Annotated in this window: 22 protein-coding genes; 14 read left to right on the forward strand and 8 right to left on the reverse strand. The window is 55.1% G+C overall.

Annotation, left to right across the window (positions count from 1 at the left end; translation table 11 throughout):
• Positions 1-428, forward strand: a 428-nt coding sequence (locus QI197_06025; GenBank protein ID MDK2372918.1) for a hypothetical protein, incomplete at its 5' end; no start/stop codon positions are given.
• Here the strand turns inward: QI197_06025 and QI197_06030 are convergent.
• Genes QI197_06030 through QI197_06040 form a run of 3 tightly spaced genes read right to left on the reverse strand, consistent with a single transcriptional unit; the run spans position 425 to position 3,124 of the window.
• Complete coding sequence (locus QI197_06030) at positions 425-940, reverse strand: hypothetical protein (protein ID MDK2372919.1); 516 nt, start codon at positions 938-940, stop codon at positions 425-427. The two genes, QI197_06025 and QI197_06030, sit on opposite strands and share 4 nt — an antisense overlap.
• Positions 928-1,530, reverse strand: a complete 603-nt coding sequence (locus tag QI197_06035; GenBank protein ID MDK2372920.1) for a GTP-binding protein — start codon at positions 1,528-1,530, stop codon at positions 928-930. The genes QI197_06030 and QI197_06035 overlap by 13 nt, the downstream gene beginning before the upstream one ends.
• Complete coding sequence (locus tag QI197_06040; GenBank protein MDK2372921.1) at positions 1,466-3,124, reverse strand: hypothetical protein; 1,659 nt, start codon at positions 3,122-3,124, stop codon at positions 1,466-1,468. The genes QI197_06035 and QI197_06040 overlap by 65 nt, the downstream gene beginning before the upstream one ends.
• A 59-nt stretch (positions 3,125-3,183) precedes the next feature.
• Between QI197_06040 and QI197_06045 the strand changes: the two genes are divergently transcribed.
• The 6 genes from QI197_06045 (at position 3,184) to ilvD (ending at position 8,467) form a co-directional block, all read left to right on the forward strand.
• Positions 3,184-3,921: a hypothetical protein gene (locus QI197_06045; GenBank protein ID MDK2372922.1), complete on the forward strand. Its 738-nt coding sequence runs from the start codon at positions 3,184-3,186 to the stop codon at positions 3,919-3,921.
• Between the two features lie 4 nt (positions 3,922-3,925).
• Positions 3,926-4,294 (forward strand): roadblock/LC7 domain-containing protein, encoded by a 369-nt coding sequence (locus QI197_06050; protein MDK2372923.1) that lies wholly within the window; start codon positions 3,926-3,928, stop codon positions 4,292-4,294.
• 75 nt (positions 4,295-4,369) lie between these two features.
• A complete protein-coding gene (locus QI197_06055) occupies positions 4,370-5,272 on the forward strand; it encodes an Arf family protein (GenBank protein ID MDK2372924.1) in 903 nt (300 codons plus the stop codon).
• A gap of 91 nt (positions 5,273-5,363) precedes the next feature.
• On the forward strand, positions 5,364-5,819 hold the full coding sequence (locus QI197_06060; protein MDK2372925.1) for a hypothetical protein: 456 nt from the start codon (positions 5,364-5,366) through the stop codon (positions 5,817-5,819).
• 12 nt (positions 5,820-5,831) lie between these two features.
• Complete coding sequence (locus QI197_06065) at positions 5,832-6,635, forward strand: hypothetical protein (GenBank protein ID MDK2372926.1); 804 nt, start codon at positions 5,832-5,834, stop codon at positions 6,633-6,635.
• Between the two features lie 152 nt (positions 6,636-6,787).
• The gene (gene ilvD / locus QI197_06070) at positions 6,788-8,467 is read left to right on the forward strand and encodes a dihydroxy-acid dehydratase (protein ID MDK2372927.1); all 1,680 of its coding nucleotides are present in this window, start codon (positions 6,788-6,790) and stop codon (positions 8,465-8,467) included.
• Here ilvD and QI197_06075 read toward each other — a convergent pair.
• Genes QI197_06075 through QI197_06085 form a run of 3 tightly spaced genes read right to left on the reverse strand, consistent with a single transcriptional unit; the run spans position 8,457 to position 9,746 of the window.
• On the reverse strand, positions 8,457-8,930 hold the full coding sequence (locus QI197_06075) for a hypothetical protein (GenBank protein ID MDK2372928.1): 474 nt from the start codon (positions 8,928-8,930) through the stop codon (positions 8,457-8,459). The two genes, ilvD and QI197_06075, sit on opposite strands and share 11 nt — an antisense overlap.
• A gap of 46 nt (positions 8,931-8,976) precedes the next feature.
• On the reverse strand, positions 8,977-9,393 hold the full coding sequence (locus QI197_06080) for a cupin domain-containing protein (GenBank protein ID MDK2372929.1): 417 nt from the start codon (positions 9,391-9,393) through the stop codon (positions 8,977-8,979).
• A 5-nt stretch (positions 9,394-9,398) separates the two neighbouring features.
• Positions 9,399-9,746, reverse strand: coding sequence for a cupin domain-containing protein (locus QI197_06085; GenBank protein MDK2372930.1), 348 nt, complete (start codon positions 9,744-9,746; stop codon positions 9,399-9,401).
• A 290-nt stretch (positions 9,747-10,036) separates the two neighbouring features.
• Between QI197_06085 and QI197_06090 the strand changes: the two genes are divergently transcribed.
• From QI197_06090 to QI197_06110, 5 genes are all read left to right on the forward strand, one after another.
• Positions 10,037-11,530 carry an Nramp family divalent metal transporter gene (locus QI197_06090; GenBank protein ID MDK2372931.1) on the forward strand — a complete coding sequence of 498 codons (1,494 nt, stop codon included), beginning with the start codon at positions 10,037-10,039 and terminating at the stop codon, positions 11,528-11,530.
• A gap of 183 nt (positions 11,531-11,713) precedes the next feature.
• Positions 11,714-12,631 carry a TerC/Alx family metal homeostasis membrane protein gene (locus tag QI197_06095; protein MDK2372932.1) on the forward strand — a complete coding sequence of 306 codons (918 nt, stop codon included), beginning with the start codon at positions 11,714-11,716 and terminating at the stop codon, positions 12,629-12,631.
• A gap of 79 nt (positions 12,632-12,710) precedes the next feature.
• On the forward strand, positions 12,711-13,268 hold the full coding sequence (locus QI197_06100; protein ID MDK2372933.1) for a DJ-1/PfpI family protein: 558 nt from the start codon (positions 12,711-12,713) through the stop codon (positions 13,266-13,268).
• A 95-nt stretch (positions 13,269-13,363) separates the two neighbouring features.
• Positions 13,364-14,164 carry a class I SAM-dependent methyltransferase gene (locus tag QI197_06105; protein MDK2372934.1) on the forward strand — a complete coding sequence of 267 codons (801 nt, stop codon included), beginning with the start codon at positions 13,364-13,366 and terminating at the stop codon, positions 14,162-14,164.
• A gap of 9 nt (positions 14,165-14,173) precedes the next feature.
• A complete protein-coding gene (locus tag QI197_06110) occupies positions 14,174-14,980 on the forward strand; it encodes a class I SAM-dependent methyltransferase (GenBank protein ID MDK2372935.1) in 807 nt (268 codons plus the stop codon).
• A gap of 90 nt (positions 14,981-15,070) precedes the next feature.
• Here the strand turns inward: QI197_06110 and QI197_06115 are convergent, their stop codons facing one another.
• Together QI197_06115 and QI197_06120 are read right to left on the reverse strand one after the other, a co-directional pair.
• A complete protein-coding gene (locus QI197_06115) occupies positions 15,071-15,415 on the reverse strand; it encodes a HEPN domain-containing protein (protein MDK2372936.1) in 345 nt (114 codons plus the stop codon).
• 9 nt (positions 15,416-15,424) lie between these two features.
• Complete coding sequence (locus tag QI197_06120) at positions 15,425-15,769, reverse strand: hypothetical protein (GenBank protein ID MDK2372937.1); 345 nt, start codon at positions 15,767-15,769, stop codon at positions 15,425-15,427.
• A 108-nt stretch (positions 15,770-15,877) separates the two neighbouring features.
• On the opposite strand from QI197_06120, the gene QI197_06125 reads away from it, so the two are divergent.
• A complete protein-coding gene (locus tag QI197_06125) occupies positions 15,878-16,144 on the forward strand; it encodes a PRC-barrel domain-containing protein (protein ID MDK2372938.1) in 267 nt (88 codons plus the stop codon).
• 46 nt (positions 16,145-16,190) lie between these two features.
• Positions 16,191-16,613, forward strand: a 423-nt coding sequence (locus QI197_06130; GenBank protein MDK2372939.1) for a PEP/pyruvate-binding domain-containing protein, incomplete at its 3' end; no start/stop codon positions are given.

Consider the following 16,613-nt stretch of genomic DNA (forward strand, 5'->3'; position numbering starts at 1 on the left):
ATTACACATATACCTCCTCCCTCCAGGTGGGGCGTAAGCTCTACGTGAGGGTGGTGAAAGCTGACTACGTGGGTGCGAGCGGGTTGACGGGGTCAGATGGGCTTTACAGCCTCCTCGAGTCCGGGGTGGTCGAGGGGGGGAGGGGGGAGCCCGGATACGTCATTGAGGTCCTGATAGGTAATCCGGGGGAGGAGGGCGATCTCGTCTGGTTAAAGTTCACCCCCGTGGGCTTCGGCGAGGGGAGGGTCGACCTGGGCGATCGCGACATAAGCGCCGGATATACGCTGCCTAGCGCCCTCCCGCCGAGGGAGAGGCTAGACCTCCTCATATTCATCCCATCAAGGTACGTGAGCGGGGGTAAGTCCTTGGTGGTCGCGGGCAGGTTCGAGAACGGGGTAGTGGCCACGGAGACGGCTGAGGTACCCTAGGGGAGCCTGAGGACCTCATTCCCAACCCTCAAGGTCCCCTCGCCCGTCGCCAGGATGACGAGCCCCTCAGGCAGGGTCTCCCTCCCCAAGGAACATCTCGCCGGCAGGTTGAGCACGTAGACCGAGGGCCTGCCCCTATGTATTATCCTCCCCCTGATCCCGAGCCCCAGCTCCTGCAGGGGTTCCCGGGAACCACGCAGCTTCACCCACCCCCTAGGAACCCCGCAGGGCAGGACGAGCTCTGCCCCTCCGGCCCTCACGTTGCATTCACCACCGTGGATCACTAGCAGCGGGGCTGATGACCTTATCGGCTCTCCCTCCATCCTCACATCGGCAGGGATCCCGCAGATGGAAATGCCTCGGGGAGGAACCGTGGGGAGGGCCCTCACCACCACTATGGACGCGCACCCCCCGATGCACCCGATGGTGCCCGCCTCAAGCTGGTATCCGCCCCCCCTCGCGGTGCATTCTAAGGGGGGCGGGACTACGTTCAGGGGGATCACCTCGACCAAGCGGAGACCCTCTCCGAGATAGATCTCTTGAAAACCTCTCTCCTGACCTCCCTCAGGATGTACAGTATGCTCTCCTCCACGTTGGTCCCCCTAAGTGCGGAGACGGGGAATACCTTCGCCCTGATCCCCAGCAGGCTGGCTACAGTCTCGGCGCTCTTGGCGTTGGGGAGGTCCTGCTTGTTCGCCAGTATGACGAGGGGGGCGGAGGGACCGATGGATTCCCTGGCCTCCTGGTAGTGGCTCAGGGCGTAAACGAGATCTACTGGCCTAGAACTGTCCAGTATCAGGATTATGCCGTCCTTCCCCCTGGCCAGCACCCTCCTGACCGGGGAGAAGGCCATCTGACCTGGGGTCCCGGTGAGGGAGACCTTCCATATCTCGTTCCCCGGATCCATCTCATCCAGCTGATCCTTCCTGTAGATCCTGTTGACGGTCGCATCCCAGAGGAAGATCCCGTAGTCGAACCCCACGGTCGTGGTGAAGCTCCCCTTCGAGTAATCCATCTTCACTGCCCAGGGATCGAGCCTACGGATTAAGGTCGACTTGCCAGCCTGGTGAGGACCCACGACCACCAGCTTCATCTTCCTCATTAAGAGCCCCCCTCAGAACTGAGAGGGCCCTCTCTATCCTCTCCTCAACCTCTCGGATGAGGGCCCTCCTCTCATCGCCCTTCGCATCCTCCAGCAGCTCCATCTTCCTCTCCAAGTCGGCGATGTATCCCTCATCCACGCCGGCCCTCCTGAACAGGGGGCCCATCTCCTCGTACGTGTCCTTGAGGAAGTCCAGCTTCATCCTCAGCTTTCCAACCTCGCGGGACCTTGTTCTAGCCACTATCCTGTTCCCCTCTATCCTTATCAGGCCTTCCTCCTCCAAGTTATGCAGGAACCATTCCCTCCAGGACTGGGGGATGAAGGAGAGCTCCTCCACATCCATGCTCCCTCTCTCCGTGAGGGCGCTCCTCACATGCTCCCTCCACTTTGGATAGAGGGATAGCAGCTCGGCCATGAGCCCTGGTAGTGAGTAGGCAGTTGATGGTAGGCCGCGAGACAGTCTGAGGGATCTTATCGCCTCTACGAGGCTCCTCAAGAACTCCGTTTCCGTCCTGTAGGAGAGCTTCTCCGGGTTTATCTGCAGATCCTCCAAGGGATGATCCAGTTCGGAGCTCAGGTCCTTGAGGAGCGATACCAATTCCTTCAGCTTCGATACCTCGTATCTGAGCCCGGACAACTCCTGAGAGGTGGTTACCGTGCATGGAAGTCTTGGAGAGCTTATCCCGACCATGGAGAGGGTATCCGTCAGCTGGGGTAGCTTCACTGATAGCTTGCCCATCACCTCGGACTTGACGGACTCCAGCTCGGATCTCAGGGATAGCAGGGATTTGGATGTCGATAGGAGGGCCCTCGAATCCTCAGCTATCCTCTTGATCAGGGAGAGGACGTTGGTCGCCACCTGAGATTCCCTACCTATGTTGGAGGAGAGCCAACTCAGGAGCTGATCCCTCAGGAGGAGGATCTCGGATAGCATCAAGAAGGAGCATCCCCTGAGCTCGAGCTCCTCCCTTATCCCGATCAGTTCGTCCAGGGTGATCAGCGTGTCCTGCACCACATCATCCGAGATCGTCAACCCCTTGCCGGGGCTGGATCTATCCCTCACCTCGAAAGTCTCCAGCTTCTCCCTCACGAGCTCCCACACATCTCTCAGCTCTCCTAAATCATCGAGCTCCCTGATGTCCCTTACCCTGTCCTTCAAACCCTTCCGCAAGCCTAGGGAGTCGATGGATTTGATGAGGGTACCCTTCACCGCTTCAATCAGTCCCTCTCTCGTCTCATCCAGCTCCTCTCTGGCGCTCTTCAGGACGCTGGCCAGCCTCTTAGCCTTTGATTTGCTCCTGAAGAATCCCCTCATGTATCCCTTGTCCTTGGAGAGCTCCAAGAGGGAGTTGGTTATGAACTCCCTGATTATCCTGACCTTGTACTCGACCTCCTTAACGACATCCGCCAGGCCCCCCACATCGGGGACCTCGGAGAGGGCGTCCTCGAGGGATGAGCAGAGGGAGAGTATCCTCCCGATTGGTTCCTCCAGTCCATCCTTCCTCAAGTAGCCCCTCAGCTTCTCAACCCTCTCGGGAGGGATGCCCGAAGAGACCAGATACTCCAAGATCTCATCGAGGGTTCTCAAGCCCATCAACGATCCACATAACTCCCGCTCCTAACATATAAATGTAATACGCAGCTAATACCGAGATGCTCGAGAGGTACCTGGAGGAGGGCGAGGCCAGGAGGCTGGAGATGGGCCTCCTGATGGCCTCCCTCTACGAGAAGGTGTTCGCCCTGATAAACGAGCTGAGGCTCGTGGAGAAGGTGGTCAAGGCCTCTAACCAGATCCTGCACAGGAAGTTCGATAGGGAGATCAGCGAGCTGGATTACTCCATCTCCTCCCTGATCAACGAGATGTACCTGACCCTCATGGATGTGGGGGATCAGGAGAGGGGCTATGAGAGGCTCAGGAAGGAATTCGAGGTCAAGACGAGCAAGCTGAGGGAGAGGATTGAGGACCTGTCCTCCTCCGTCATGAGGGAAGTGGAGCTAGCTGCGACGGTCCTTTCGGAGTCCATGAGGCGGATGCCCGATGCGGGTCCGGAGATACTCTTCTTGGCGGCCAGGCTGGAGGAGATCCCCAACAAGATACTCCACATGCCCGGGAGCTACTTGGACGTCCTCCTGAATCTCTTCAGGACCCTCCTACCGACAACGGATTTCGATACCTCCTCCCTCGAGGGAAGGGTGGACGGTTACATCGATGCCCTCAGGGAGGTATACTCCGATTTGAGGGACGATGAGTTGAGAAGCGAGGTGAGGGATCTCTTGGATCTCCTCAGGTATTTGAAGTTCGTGCTGTCGAAGTTCAGGCAGCTCGCACCTGGAATCTCAAAGTACCTGGAGGACCTGAGGAGAAGCTCCGTGGTCTTCCCAGCGGGGTGATCGATTGTCTGATCTATCTGAGGGATTCAGATCCATTGTAGATGGGTTCAGAGAGGACGTGGGCGATGACCTGGTGCTGCTGGCGGTCTTCACGCCAGACGGGATATCCCTCTACTCCTCCCTCCCTCCAGATGTGATGGAGGAGTTCTTCCTGGCATCCAGCTCCTCCATATTGGAGATATCCAAGGCCTTGCTGGATCACTTGGGTATGGGGGCCGTGGAGAGATGCAGGTTAGAGAGCGATGGGGCCTACATCTACCTGGTACCCCTGAGCGAGGACATATACCTGAGCGCCGCCCTCAGGAAGGGGGCGGATGAGGAGAGGCTGCGCGATTTCGTCGACGAGTTGAGGTCCTTCCTCAGGAGTGATTAAATTCTTTAATTCTTTATCGATGGAGGGGAACCTGGAATATTAACATTAATATCGTTCCCCCTCGGATCATAGCTGATGGGGTTCAGGAAGCTCGTGTCCGGTCTGCTTGGGTTGTTCAGGAAATCGGCTACCATCGTCATACTGGGGCTCGATGGGGCCGGGAAGACCACGATGCTGAACTACTTGATGAAGGGAGAGCCTGGATCGACGATACCGACCGTGGGAGCCAACTTCGAGAGGATAAGGATAAAGAGCATAGAGTTCAACATATGGGACTTGGGGGGTCAGAGGAGCCTCAGGCGCATGTGGGCCGAGTACGCCGACAAGGCGGACGCCATAATATTCATGATAGACTCGGCCGATGAGGAGAGATTCGATGAGGCCAAGAAGGAGCTCTGGAACGTGGTATCTATTATGAAGAGGGGAGTCCCCCTCCTAATACTAGCTAACAAGGCCGATCTGGAGGAGGCCGCGACCATCATGGAGATAATAGAGAGGTTCGAGCTCACCAAGCTGGAGGGGATCACGTGGCAGGTCGTCTGGACCAGCGCTCTCACAGGATTCGGGCTCTTCGAGGCGTTCTCTTGGCTATACGAGCAGCTCACAGGGAAGCAGGTCACGCACCCACTCAGAATCGAGGAGATGGTCATCTTGGATGAGGAGGGCAATCCCTTGGTGTCCACCTCGTCCAGCAGGAGCCTCACCCTGAGCGCTTTCCTGGCCCTCACCAAGAACTACACGGGAGAGGCCCTGAGCGACGTCCCCCAGTCCATAGAGATGAGGGACAGGAAGATAATAATCGTCAGCAGGGGCGGGTTCTTGGCAGCAGCCCTCATACCCAAGCTGTCGCCCGAGAGCAAGGTCAGAGCCCTCCTCGTGGATGTGCTGGACAACATAGCCAAGGTCAGGGATCAGGAGAGGGCCAAGGACATCCTGATGAACATGATGGAGAAGTACATCGAGATAGGAAACCTGTAGGGGGATGGAGGTGGCGCGGGAACGACAGAACTGTCTAGAACGCCTCCCGAGGGATTAACTTTTTTACTATCCCCGGCCTGAAGTGATGGAAATGGGCTTGGAATACGTGCTTCTAGCCTCCTTGGAGCCCGAGGGGTTCGAGATAATAGCCGGGTACCCCAGCGGGTTCTCTGAGGAGATGGGCCTGGCGTCACTCAGATCCTTCCCCTTCTCCGCAAAGGGTGGGGAGGTGGTGAAGTTCTCCCATAGCGGGTTCTACTTCGTCGGGCTGACCCTCAGGCTGGAGGGAGAGAGGCCTCGAGTAGGTATAGCCTCCCTTCTAGCTGTATCCAAGGATCCCTCCGACTTGGATAGGTTAGAGGACGGTCTACTCTACGTACACGAGAGGTTCACCGGTAGGAAGCTCACCAAGGATTTCCTCAAGGGACTGCTTCCGGAGCTCTTCAGGATACTTGAGGGATATGAGAGGGGTGGGAGCTCCAAGGAGCGCAGTAGGAGCATAGTTGACAGGGCCCTGGAGAGATCCAAGGGCCTCTTCTTCTCTTGAGGGGGTGTTCTCATGTTCACACTGGAACCCTACACCCTGGCCCACTCGATCGGGCTCCTGTCCGAGGGTATAGTGTCCCTCTACGTTCTATTCGACATCATCAGGACCAGAGAGAGGAGGCTCCTCCTCTCCCTGCTCACGTTCCTTATGTTCGCCCTCACTGAGCTGGCCCTCCTCTACTACTACTCGCTCAATGGAGCCGTATTCCTAATATATGCTGAGACGACCGTGGATATATTCTCTTGGTTCCTCACACTAAGCCTCGTCCTCCTCTCCTCAGTGGCGGTGGCGACCCTAGCCATCTACCTGATGGAGTTCAGGGTCTTCTATCTGGTCCCCTTAATGGTCTTCCTCTTCGTCTTCTACGTTCTCTTCTATACGTACTACCTGTTCAGGGCGGTCTTCTTGGGATACATAAGGTCGATCGACATAATCAGGGCGACATTAACGGCCGGCATCATGCTCCTCTTCATAATAGCTCTGACTGGGGAGGCGCTCTTCGGTATCATATACAGGAAGACCAAGAGCCTTAGGGTCCTTTCCTTCATATTAGGGTCCGCTATCATAGGTTTCGTGAATTTAGGTGGTGAGTTCCTTTTCGAGCTCCTCCCCATGACCCTGACCGAGCAGCCCCTCGATTTCTACGAGACCTACACATCGATGATGGTGGAATGGCCCTTGAACTTACTCTACATCGTGGTTTCGTTGGTGCTGCTTCTGGGCCAGACTAGGGTCTTCGACTCCCTCGCCAAGCTGAGGAGGCCCAAGGCCAGGAAGGAGAAGTACTGGATAGAGAAGATGATGGAGGAGGTCTGAGCAGGCCTCAGCTTAGGAAACCCTTGAGCTCTCCATCATTCAGCGGGGCCCCTTACTCCTAATCAGCACCTCCAGAATCGGGGTTCCACCGTAGCTGTTGCCCTGCACAAAAAAGCTATAACTGATTTCGGGACCTCTCAGGGGGTGTCTACCTGGATCTCAAGTGGAGAAGTCGTGTAGTGACTGAGGGGCCCGAAAAAGCTCCTCAGAGATCTCTTTTCAAGGCTGCAGGTCTAGATGACGAGGATCTCAGCAAGCCCCTGGTGGGAATCGCCAACTCGTGGAACGAGATAGTCCCAGGTCATGTGCACCTTGATAAGGTAGCTGAGGCCGTCAAGCAGGGCGTGAGGGAAGCTGGCGGTACCCCCCTCGAGTTCAACACCATTGCGATATGCGACGGTATAGCTATGGGGCACGAGGGCATGAAGGCTCCTCTCCCCAGCCGCGAGCTCATAGCAGGCAGTGTTGAGCTGATGGCAAAGGCTCACGCTCTCGACGCCCTAGTACTGGTAACTTCGTGCGACAAGATAACTCCGGGAATGCTCATGGCAGCAGCAAGGCTCAATATACCGGCTGTCCTAGTCAATGGAGGGTGCATGCTTCCCGGAGTGGTGGATGGAGAGGAGATGGCAGTCAGCCACGTGTTCGAGGCTGTTGGCCAGTACAAGGCCGGGAAGATAAGTGATGAAGAGCTGAGGAGGATCGAGTCCATGGCCGTCCCAGGTCCGGGGTCTTGCGCGGGTCTCTACACCGCTAACACCATGGCCATAGCAGCCGAGGCTCTGGGAATGGTCCTCCCGTGGACATCCACTATACCAGCTGTCTCGGCTGAGAGGATCAGGGCTGGGAGAGCAGCCGGGAGGGCTGTGATGGATCTGTTGAGGGGGGGCATAAAGCCCAGGGATCTGATGACTAGGGAGGCCTTCGAGAACGCCATAAGGGTTGATGTAGCTCTGGGTGGATCCACCAACGCGGTGCTTCACCTCATGGCGATAGCCAAGGAGGCTGGGGTCGATCTCCCGCTCGAGCTCTTCGATGAGATAAGCAAGGAGACCCCTCATATAGCCAACCTCAATCCTGCAGGTCCGCACTATGTCAGGGATCTGCATTACGCCGGTGGGGTGCCCGCAGTTTTCAAGGAGCTGGCGGAGATGATGCATCTGGACCAGCTCACCGTGGCCGGCGAGACCTGGGAGGAGATAGTGAAAAAAGCTGAGGTGAGGAACAGAGATGTGATAAGGCCCAAAAGCAGCCCTTACCATGAACAGGGCGGGTTGGCCATTCTCTGGGGATCTCTTGCCCCCAGAGGCGCGGTGATAAAGCAGACGGCCGTGGATCCTGAGATGCTGGTCTTCAAGGGGAGGGCAAAGCCCTTCGACTCGGAGGAGGAGGCTGTTCAGGCCATATTCGACGGGAGGATAGCTGAGGGCGATGTTGTGGTGATCAGGTACGAGGGGCCTAAAGGTGGCCCTGGCATGAGGGAGATGCTCACAGCCACGGCGACGATAATGGGCATGGGACTAAAGAGGGTAGCCCTTATCACGGATGGGAGGTTCTCAGGGGCCACGAGAGGTCCCGCTATAGGACACGTTTCTCCCGAGGCTGCCGAGGGCGGGCCAATAGCCTTGGTGGAGGAGGGGGACGAGATCCTCATAGATGTGCCTAAAAGGAGGCTCGACCTCCTAGTGGATGAGGACGAGCTAGAGGAGAGGAGAAAGAAATGGACGCCACCTCCTCCAAAGGAGAGCGGATTCCTAGCCATCTATTCCATGCTGGCAGCCTCAGCTGATGTCGGGGCTGTGATGAGACCCGATCTGAACATCATCCGGTGAGCTCCTTCGGTACCTCCCCCTTTTTCAGCTTCCTCTTTAGGTAGATCCTGAAGATCGTTATGTATGCTGTGTAGAAGAAGGTCCCGTACGCGAACCCCAAGAAGGCCAATCCTAGCAGTATCAGCAGGGCGCCTGCCACTCCGTTGAAGGCCAAGGTGGGATATCCGAGGGCTATCAGCATGGGCTCTGTGACCAATAGCCTAGCTAGGGGATAAGCTAGGAGCCAGGCGAGTGCAACCAGTAAGTAGGGATGCCTTAGTCTCTCCGGCAGGGGAAGAGCTCCTACTATCCTGTCGAGGTAGTACGAGAGGACTAGCAGGGGCAGGAAGCTGGCCAAGGTGAAGGGGACCCCGTGGTACCCGCTCGAAAGTACCGTGACCACGAGGAAGGCGATCATCGGTACTAGGGTGCAGAGCAGACCTATCCACCTTACGTAGATGAACTTCGGAGGAGCCTTGTACATCCGGCGGACCTCCTCGCCGCACATAAAAAGGTTGGATGGTAGTTCATCACTCCAGTATTTCATAGGGAGATTCGGTGGGCCACTTGGGCACCAGGGGAACCATCATTATGCCCCCAACTGCCACATACCTTAGTACCTCCTTCCCGGTGTTGTGTATCCTGTGCCTCACACCTTCCGGCAGGAAGACTCCATATCCGGCCTTCACCGGGTATCTTCGGCCCTCTATCTCCACCTCCCCCTCCCCCTGAAGGATGTAGTAGACCTCCTCGCACTTATGTCTGTGAAGGGGGGTGTGGTGGCCGGGATCTACCTCTACAACCCCCAGAATGAGGGTTTTTGGATCGGGATCTACGTTTTCCGGATATATTATCTTCAGATCCCTCACTGGCTTCCTTTCACCGGCTCCTTTCTCCATAGGGGCGCCGCCCGTGACCTCCTCGGGGCTAACCACATACTTGGGCATACGGATCACACCTCCCCTGTCAGGTCCTTCTTCAGGAGCTCGTGAGGAGGAGAGAACACTTCCACAACCACCGTGTCTTCTAAAGCCTCCGCCTCGTGCTCAACGTCAGGAGGTATTATGTAAGCATCTCCTGGATTGAGGTCGTGCGTCTTGTTCCCTATCCTTATCCTGAGCCTCCCCATCACGATGTAACCTGACTGCTCGTTAGGATGGGAATGAGCGGGCGCTATTGCCCCCTTCCTCAATGAGATCTCCAAGAGGAGTATCCTCTCCCCCAGCGCGAGAGCTCTTCGAGTTACGCCCGGCCAGGTCTCATACGGCTTAGCCTCGACCCTCCTGAGCATCCTGTACATGTCATCACCGCGGATAGAGGCTGAAAACAATATTAATCTTTACCCGGGAAACCTATGAAACATGTTTGTTCCTTATAAGGCTGTTTTTCATCTTAATTATCATCTAGCATAACACAGCACAATATATATTAATAGGGTTTAGGAGAAGTTGATATTGAAACTTAACGTTAAAAAGATGGCCCTTTTGATTGGTAGATCTTGAAGCTGGACCATTAAGCTCAGCGGGGACCGGAGAGCCATCTTTATATTAATTGCCTAATGAGGGTTAGACAACAGACAGGGTGCTATCCATGGCGAAGGAGGAAGGTGAAAACCTCATTTTTGGAAGATTTACGAAGCCCTTTGACGTAAAAGACCTACCTGATTTCCCAGGATGGGCTGCGATGTTCGGTCCGGGCTTGGTTTGGGCAGGACTCTCTCAGGGAAGTGGAGAGCTCATATGGTGGCCATACATGGTGGCCAAATACGGCCTCTTCTTCCTTGGGTGGCTCCTCTTCTACGCTTCTCTCCAGTACTGGGTTAATCTCGAGATAGCTAGGTACACTATGGCCACTGGGGAGTCCATATTCGAGGGATTTCACAGGGTGAACAGGCTCTACGGGTGGTTCGCGTTCTTCGTAGCCCTCGTCGTCTATCTCTGGGTGGGGGGCTACGTGTCGGGCGGTGCTACTGCCTTAGCTGCGCTAACTAAGTTCCCACCGGGATGGGATGCTGCGGGTCAGACTAGGTTCTGGGCCGAGGTGGCGATCTTCCTCATATGGGTAATGTTCATGATAGGACCAGTGGCCTACAAGATAGTGGAGTACATAGAGAGCTTGGCTGCCATAGTGTCGTTCGGCGGCATGCTTCTCGTGGTGCTCTTCTCACCTGCGGTGGGCAAGATCGTTGGAGAGTACTTCCCCGCCCTGATACCTTTCAGTCAAGGATTTAACCTTCTTCCGTCCAACTTCGACAAGGCTGACATGGGCATTTTCATAACGTTGATAGCCTACACTGGAGCTGGGGGTATATGGAACCTCCTGTACAGCTTCTGGGTGAGGGACAAGAACGCGGGCATGTCTGCTCACATAGGTAGGGTTACCAGCCCTATAACCGGTGAGCCCGAGCCTATACCTGGCGTCGGAGTCGCGTTCCCCGACACACCGGAGAATAGGAAGAGATGGAAGGACTGGATGACTTGGCTCTGGGTGGACAACCTCTTTGGGGTTGCGTTGAACACGCTCACCATCGTGCTCACAACCCTACTGACCTATGCAGTTCTCAGACCGGAGTATCTCCAGAAGGGAGCTGAGGCTCTGCCTAAGGGATTCAAGATAGTGGTCGTACAGGCGGAGTGGTTCGGACACCTCTGGGGCGATGCAGGAAGGGCGGTCCTCTACCTGATAGGGTTCTTCTTCTTGGTCGATGCGTATATCACCGCTCTCGATGGCGTTGGGAGGATATTCGCCAGCAATGCCTACACCTTACCCGGCATCCCCGAGAAGATAGAGTACAGGAAGATATACTACTACCTGATAACGATCTACACGGTGATAGGGGCTGTAACAGTGCTGCTTCAGAGGCCGGGCTTCTTGATAATCCTCACCGGAGTCACCAACATGTTCATAATGGTGATTTACACGTGGCTCTTCCTCTACCAGAACTGGTACATGCTGCCGAAGATACACCCAGCAGGTAAGGTAGTTAGGCCCACATGGATTCCGTTCATCTTCACGCTCATAAGCGCCATAATGTTCACCTACGCCTTCGCTCTATACTTGAACGTTCAGTTCCTCGGTGGTTAAGAACACCCTCCCCTATTTTTCCTCCTCGATTAATTAACATGAGTAAATTTTCATATTAGAGATGGAAGCGTTCCTAAAGCATCAGAGCAGTCTTTCTCTGCGTGCTAACAAACTTCGCGGCCCGCTCCTCCAATCTTCCCAATTAACTTTTTAATAGAGCCTCATTGGGGCTCTCGGATTGAGATGGAGGTGACCTCTCCCGTCTTCTGGATGGCATTTCACGTGATGATCGTGGTTTTCCTCTACCTAGACCTAAGGCACTACAAGAAGACGGAAGTTACGTTAAAAGATAGTCTGAAATGGGTAGCTATCTGGGTATCTATAGGAATGGCATTCTCCATTTTTATTCTAGATATTTACGGATTGGAAGAGTTTATCAAGTACATCACTGCTTACGTCACCGAGTATACTTTATCGATGGACAACGTGTTCGTCTTCCTCGCCATCTTCACCTACTTCTCGGTTCCCTATCATTCGAGACCCTTTGTCCTCCTCTTAGGCATACTGTTCGCCGCCCTGTTCAGGGGGCTCTTCATAATCGTTGGAGTAGCGTTGCTGGAGAGGTACCACTGGATGGTCTACGTGTTCGGTGCCATACTGATCTATTCGGGATACAAGATGGCTAGGGGTGGAGCGGAGAGCGTTGATCCGGGTAAGAACAAAATAGTCCTGCTGGCCAAGAGGTTCCTTCCTCTCACTCATGAGTACGAGGGCGATAAGTTCATAGTGAGGAGAAGCAGTAGGAAGGTATTCACACCGTTGATACTCGTTCTCCTAGCGATAGAGACCACAGACATAATGTTCGCCTTCGATTCAGTTCCCGCGGTCCTCGCGATAACTAGGGAATTCTTCACCGCTTACACATCCAACATACTCGCAGTTCTGGGCCTGAGATCTCTGTACTTCGTTCTGGAACATGGAGTGAAGCGTCTGGAGAACTTGGGCAAGGGACTAGCTGTATACTTGGTTTACTTGGGAGTGGCCTTCTTGCTCACTGCATTCGACATACACATGCCCACTGGACTTTCGCTAGCGATCATACTGGCGATACTCGCTTGGGCGTTCTTCACATCCAAGAGGGGAAATGAGGAAGCCGGCTAGGCATTCACTATTCAAAGGGTTTTATAGTTATAGGGAAATCGTTATCTCCTCTTCCCCCTCTAATATTTGGTGATCCCCTATGACCAAGAAGGTCCTTATTGTGGCCGGGGATGCCGTAGAGGCTCAAGAGCTATTTTACCCGTACTGGCGCCTCAAGGAGGAGGGATTCGAGGTTCATGTGGCCGCTCCAACGAAGAAGACTCTCATGACCGTGGTTCACGACTTCGAGCCAGGCTGGGAGACCTACACCGAGAAGCCCGGGTACAGGTTTGGATGGGTTGACAGGGAGTTCAAGGAGGTGAATCCCGAGGAGTACGATGGATTGGTGATACCCGGGGGCAGGGCGCCGGAGTACATCAGGCTGGATCCTGACTTGGAGAGGATCGTCAAGCACTTCATGGAGGCCAAGAAGCCAATCGCTGCAATATGCCACGGACCCCTGCTCCTCACCGGATACAAGCTGATAAGTCCGGGCATGAAGATGACCTCCTACGTGGCCGTGAGCCCCGATGTTAAGGCCCACGGAGCCGAGTACTTGGATCAGGAGGTGGTCGTTCACGAGAACCTCGTGACTGCTAGGGCCTGGCCGGACCTGCCAGCTTGGATGCGCGAGTTCATCAAGATGTTAAAGGGTTGAGCCCATCCCCCCTATTTTTCGTTGTTGATGCTCCATCTGGAAGAAGGTTTTAGTTTTCTCGGTAAGGATTGTGAGGGTGGTTTTCCCTGAAGCGGTTGGAGCCGGAACTCGACAGCATATACTCCCTCCTACCGTGGCATGGGGACCCGTACACACCTGAGGGAAGGAAGAGATACGAGAGGGCTTTGAAAGAGTTTTCCGAACTTAAGAATCATCCTTTCTTGAGCGAGCTATCTGAAGAGCCCCGCGTATTGGACATACTTAGCGGAGAGGGGATAGGAGGGGTGGCTCTCTCCAAGACTCTGGGTGGGAGGGTGAGGCTGTACCTTATGGACCTGAGGGAGAAGGCGCTGGAGGTAGCTAAGCGATTCTCAAGGGAGGAGCTGGGCGAGGAAGGTGAGATCCTAGTCCATGACGCCATGAGAGTCCACGAGGTGCTGAGGGACCTCGATCTGGTCCTGATGTACGGGCTCTCAACCCCGCATTTTGATCCTTGGAGGGCGATCCTCCTCCTAGCTTCCATAAGTGCGTCGCTGAAGGACAATGGAGTCCTATTAGTCGAGGAGGCGGACAGAAGGTACTGGGTGTTCTACATGACCGGGTACAAGGATATAATAGCTGAATTCAAAGGAGATGAGCCGATCCTTAGCATGCACAAGGGATACGACTTCAAGAGGGGGACATTCAGGCGGGCCCACTTCTCCTTACTCAGAGGAAGGATGACCGAGCTCGAGGTCTACCTCTGGGGAGTCGCAGACTTCCTGTCCCTGATGTGGCTGTTCTTCGAGGAGGTGGATCTGCGCCCCCTAGACTACAGGAGGTTCATGTTACTGGCCAAGAGGCCGAGGAGGAAGCTGAGGCCGGAAGATCTGAAGCTCCCCTCCATGCTACTCTGAGGTGATACCTTGGAGGACATGAGGAAGTTCTACTCTCTCTTTCCTTGGCCTGAGGACCCTGAGGGGGCTGGGAGGGAGAGGTATGGCAGGGCGTTGAAGTACTTCAGGGAGGTGGTGGAACACCCCTTCTTCCAAGGGAGGGGGTCGTTCAGGGTCCTCGATCTGATGGGCGGGGTCGGAATAGGTGGTGTCGCTCTCTGCAGAGTCCTCAGGGAGGCTGGAAAGGACGTAGAACTGACCGTACTCGACCTTAGGGGAGATGCCCTGTTCAAGGCCAAGGACTTCGCCGTTAAGGAGCTAGGTCTGGAACCGGAGCTGATAGAGGGAGACGCGTTCCTGGCCCATGAGCTGGTGGGAGGAGCAGATGTGGTCCTGATCTACGGGCTGACCATGCCCCATTTCGATACTTGGAGGACGGTTCTCCTCCTCAATTCGATCAGGGAGATCGTGAAACCGGAAGGGGCCGTTCTGATACATCACCTAGACCAGGTCTACTGGGAGGGCTACCTGCATCCCTCAGGAGATGTCTATCCATTCTTCCTCGAAGGAGGCCTCACCCTGAGCCTCTTCGAGGGATACGATGTGAAGAGGGGGTTCTCCAAGAGGATGATCGTATCCCCTAGGACCGGCGAGATGGCGGATTACAACGTTTACCAGTGGAACGTCTCGTTAATGGCTGCATTGGTATGGATCTTCTTCGAGGATGTGGAGTACTTCCCCATACTGGAGGATGGGAGCGCGGGTATCATAATGGGTATCAGGCCGAGGTCTGGCTGGCGCATCGGCGACGTGGTTCTACCTCCTCTGCTGGGGTGATATCGGTGAACTCACCGATCCTCTTGAACACCTCGCTCGAGGTCTAGCGTTGTTAAGCCTCCTCCGAATTTTTCCGAAAAGTTGCGGATATTATCCCTTTCCTCTCCTCTCTTCGATCTCCTCAATTATGGATTCTAGTAACTGCTTGGCATCCCTCACAGCGATCTTGGCTTCACCTTCAGAGGTCATCTTGGATCGATAATCAGCTCTCTTCCTGAACTCGTAAAGGGCCATCATCTTGATCCTGAACTCGTCCCCCATCAGGTTCCCCAAAGCGTTGGCCAGCTTGTCGTCCCTCCTAGCCCTCGACCGGGTCAGAAGTTCAGCGGCCATTCTGACCGAGAAATAGGCCGCACTGACTGCTTTATCGAAGCAACTAAACTCTAAATCCCTCACAGCCTGCTCCATGAGGAGTTTTGCCTTCATCAATGACATGTCGGGCACCTAGGTAATCGAGTAGGTCATCCCCTTCTCCTCGAACTCGCTAACCACCGGTTCGTCCGGAGTTGCCACCGTCGGGCTCAGGATCCCATGAACCCCCGCTCTCCTCTCAGCCCTCACAGCCGCTTCCATGATCCTGAGCACGAGCTCGTAGCTGTACTCCCTGACGACCACGAGGACGTTGCTTTCGTATATCCGATCGTCGGGGGATGGGAGGGCTATGAGCTTCAGGACACCTGGAATCCTCTCCAACTCCAGCAGGAAGATGGAAAGCATCTCCCTCCAGCTTTTATCTGTAGTTAGGTCTATCATGAGGGCGAAGCTCATCTGCTTGATTAATCTTAACACGAATTAATAACATTATCCTGAGCTTGCACGGACGGCGCTGAGCGGGAAATGCGGGATTTTACCTGTCAACGGTTATATCTTCTCAGGGAATTGAGGCTGGGTGAAGGAATGAGGGTGAAGGAGATAATCGGGGAAAGGGTCATTGCTCTGGATGGGGAGCTCATAGGGGAGGTGGAGGACTTGGAGCGGGATGACGACTGGAGGGTTACGGGGCTGATAGTGGGCCTGGAAAGGGATGTGGCCAAGAAGCTAGGTTCTAGGTTCGGTTTCAGGGCTAAAGGGAAGATTCCGGTGGAGATCGTGAGGGGGACAAAGAACTACGTGACCCTCTCGCTGGGGGGCGATGATCTCTATTCCAAGATAGAGAAGCTCTGATCCCACCTAACGAATAAAAGTTCCTTTCTCCTCTATCATCCGGTGCATGTCGTTGAAGAAGCTGGTATACACGTATGACGAGGCGGATCCCCGGAACCGGAAGCTGCTGGGTGGCAAGGGGGCTGGTCTAGTTTTGATGTACAAGCAGGGCCTCCCTGTGCCTCCCGGATTCACTATAACCACGGAAGCCTGCAGGGAGTTCTACAGGAGGGGTGAAAGGCTCCCTGAGGGCCTGATGGATCAGGTAAGGGAGGCTATGAGGTGGCTGGAGTCCAAGACGGGAAAGAGGTTCGGTGACCCATCCAATCCCCTGCTGGTGTCGGTGAGGAGCGGCGCTCCGGTATCCATGCCCGGGATGATGGACACCATACTCAACTTGGGGATCAACGACGAGATCGTCGAGTCTTTGGCTAGGATGACGGGGGATGAGAGGTTCGCCTACGATGTTTACAGACGCTTCCTCCAGATG

The organism is Thermoproteota archaeon (genome assembly GCA_030130125.1).
Classification (GTDB): domain Archaea; phylum Korarchaeota; class Korarchaeia; order Korarchaeales; family Korarchaeaceae; genus Korarchaeum.

Bases quoted from the DNA above. Each gene is read 5' to 3' on its own strand.
- QI197_06125 (MDK2372938.1), top strand. From the start codon at position 15,878: ATGAGGGTGAAGGAGATAATCGGGGAAAGGGTCATTGCTCTGGATGGG.
- QI197_06075 (MDK2372928.1), bottom strand. From the start codon at position 8,930: ATGTACAAGGCTCCTCCGAAGTTCATCTACGTAAGGTGGATAGGTCTG.
- QI197_06095 (MDK2372932.1), top strand. From the start codon at position 11,714: ATGGAGGTGACCTCTCCCGTCTTCTGGATGGCATTTCACGTGATGATC.
- QI197_06090 (MDK2372931.1), top strand. From the start codon at position 10,037: ATGGCGAAGGAGGAAGGTGAAAACCTCATTTTTGGAAGATTTACGAAG.
- QI197_06065 (MDK2372926.1), top strand. From the start codon at position 5,832: ATGTTCACACTGGAACCCTACACCCTGGCCCACTCGATCGGGCTCCTG.
- QI197_06035 (MDK2372920.1), bottom strand. From the start codon at position 1,530: ATGAGGAAGATGAAGCTGGTGGTCGTGGGTCCTCACCAGGCTGGCAAG.
- QI197_06055 (MDK2372924.1), top strand. From the start codon at position 4,370: ATGGGGTTCAGGAAGCTCGTGTCCGGTCTGCTTGGGTTGTTCAGGAAA.
- QI197_06115 (MDK2372936.1), bottom strand. From the start codon at position 15,415: ATGTCATTGATGAAGGCAAAACTCCTCATGGAGCAGGCTGTGAGGGAT.
- QI197_06040 (MDK2372921.1), bottom strand. From the start codon at position 3,124: ATGGGCTTGAGAACCCTCGATGAGATCTTGGAGTATCTGGTCTCTTCG.
- QI197_06060 (MDK2372925.1), top strand. From the start codon at position 5,364: ATGGGCTTGGAATACGTGCTTCTAGCCTCCTTGGAGCCCGAGGGGTTC.
- QI197_06045 (MDK2372922.1), top strand. From the start codon at position 3,184: ATGCTCGAGAGGTACCTGGAGGAGGGCGAGGCCAGGAGGCTGGAGATG.
- QI197_06080 (MDK2372929.1), bottom strand. From the start codon at position 9,393: ATGCCCAAGTATGTGGTTAGCCCCGAGGAGGTCACGGGCGGCGCCCCT.
- QI197_06085 (MDK2372930.1), bottom strand. From the start codon at position 9,746: ATGTACAGGATGCTCAGGAGGGTCGAGGCTAAGCCGTATGAGACCTGG.
- QI197_06100 (MDK2372933.1), top strand. From the start codon at position 12,711: ATGACCAAGAAGGTCCTTATTGTGGCCGGGGATGCCGTAGAGGCTCAA.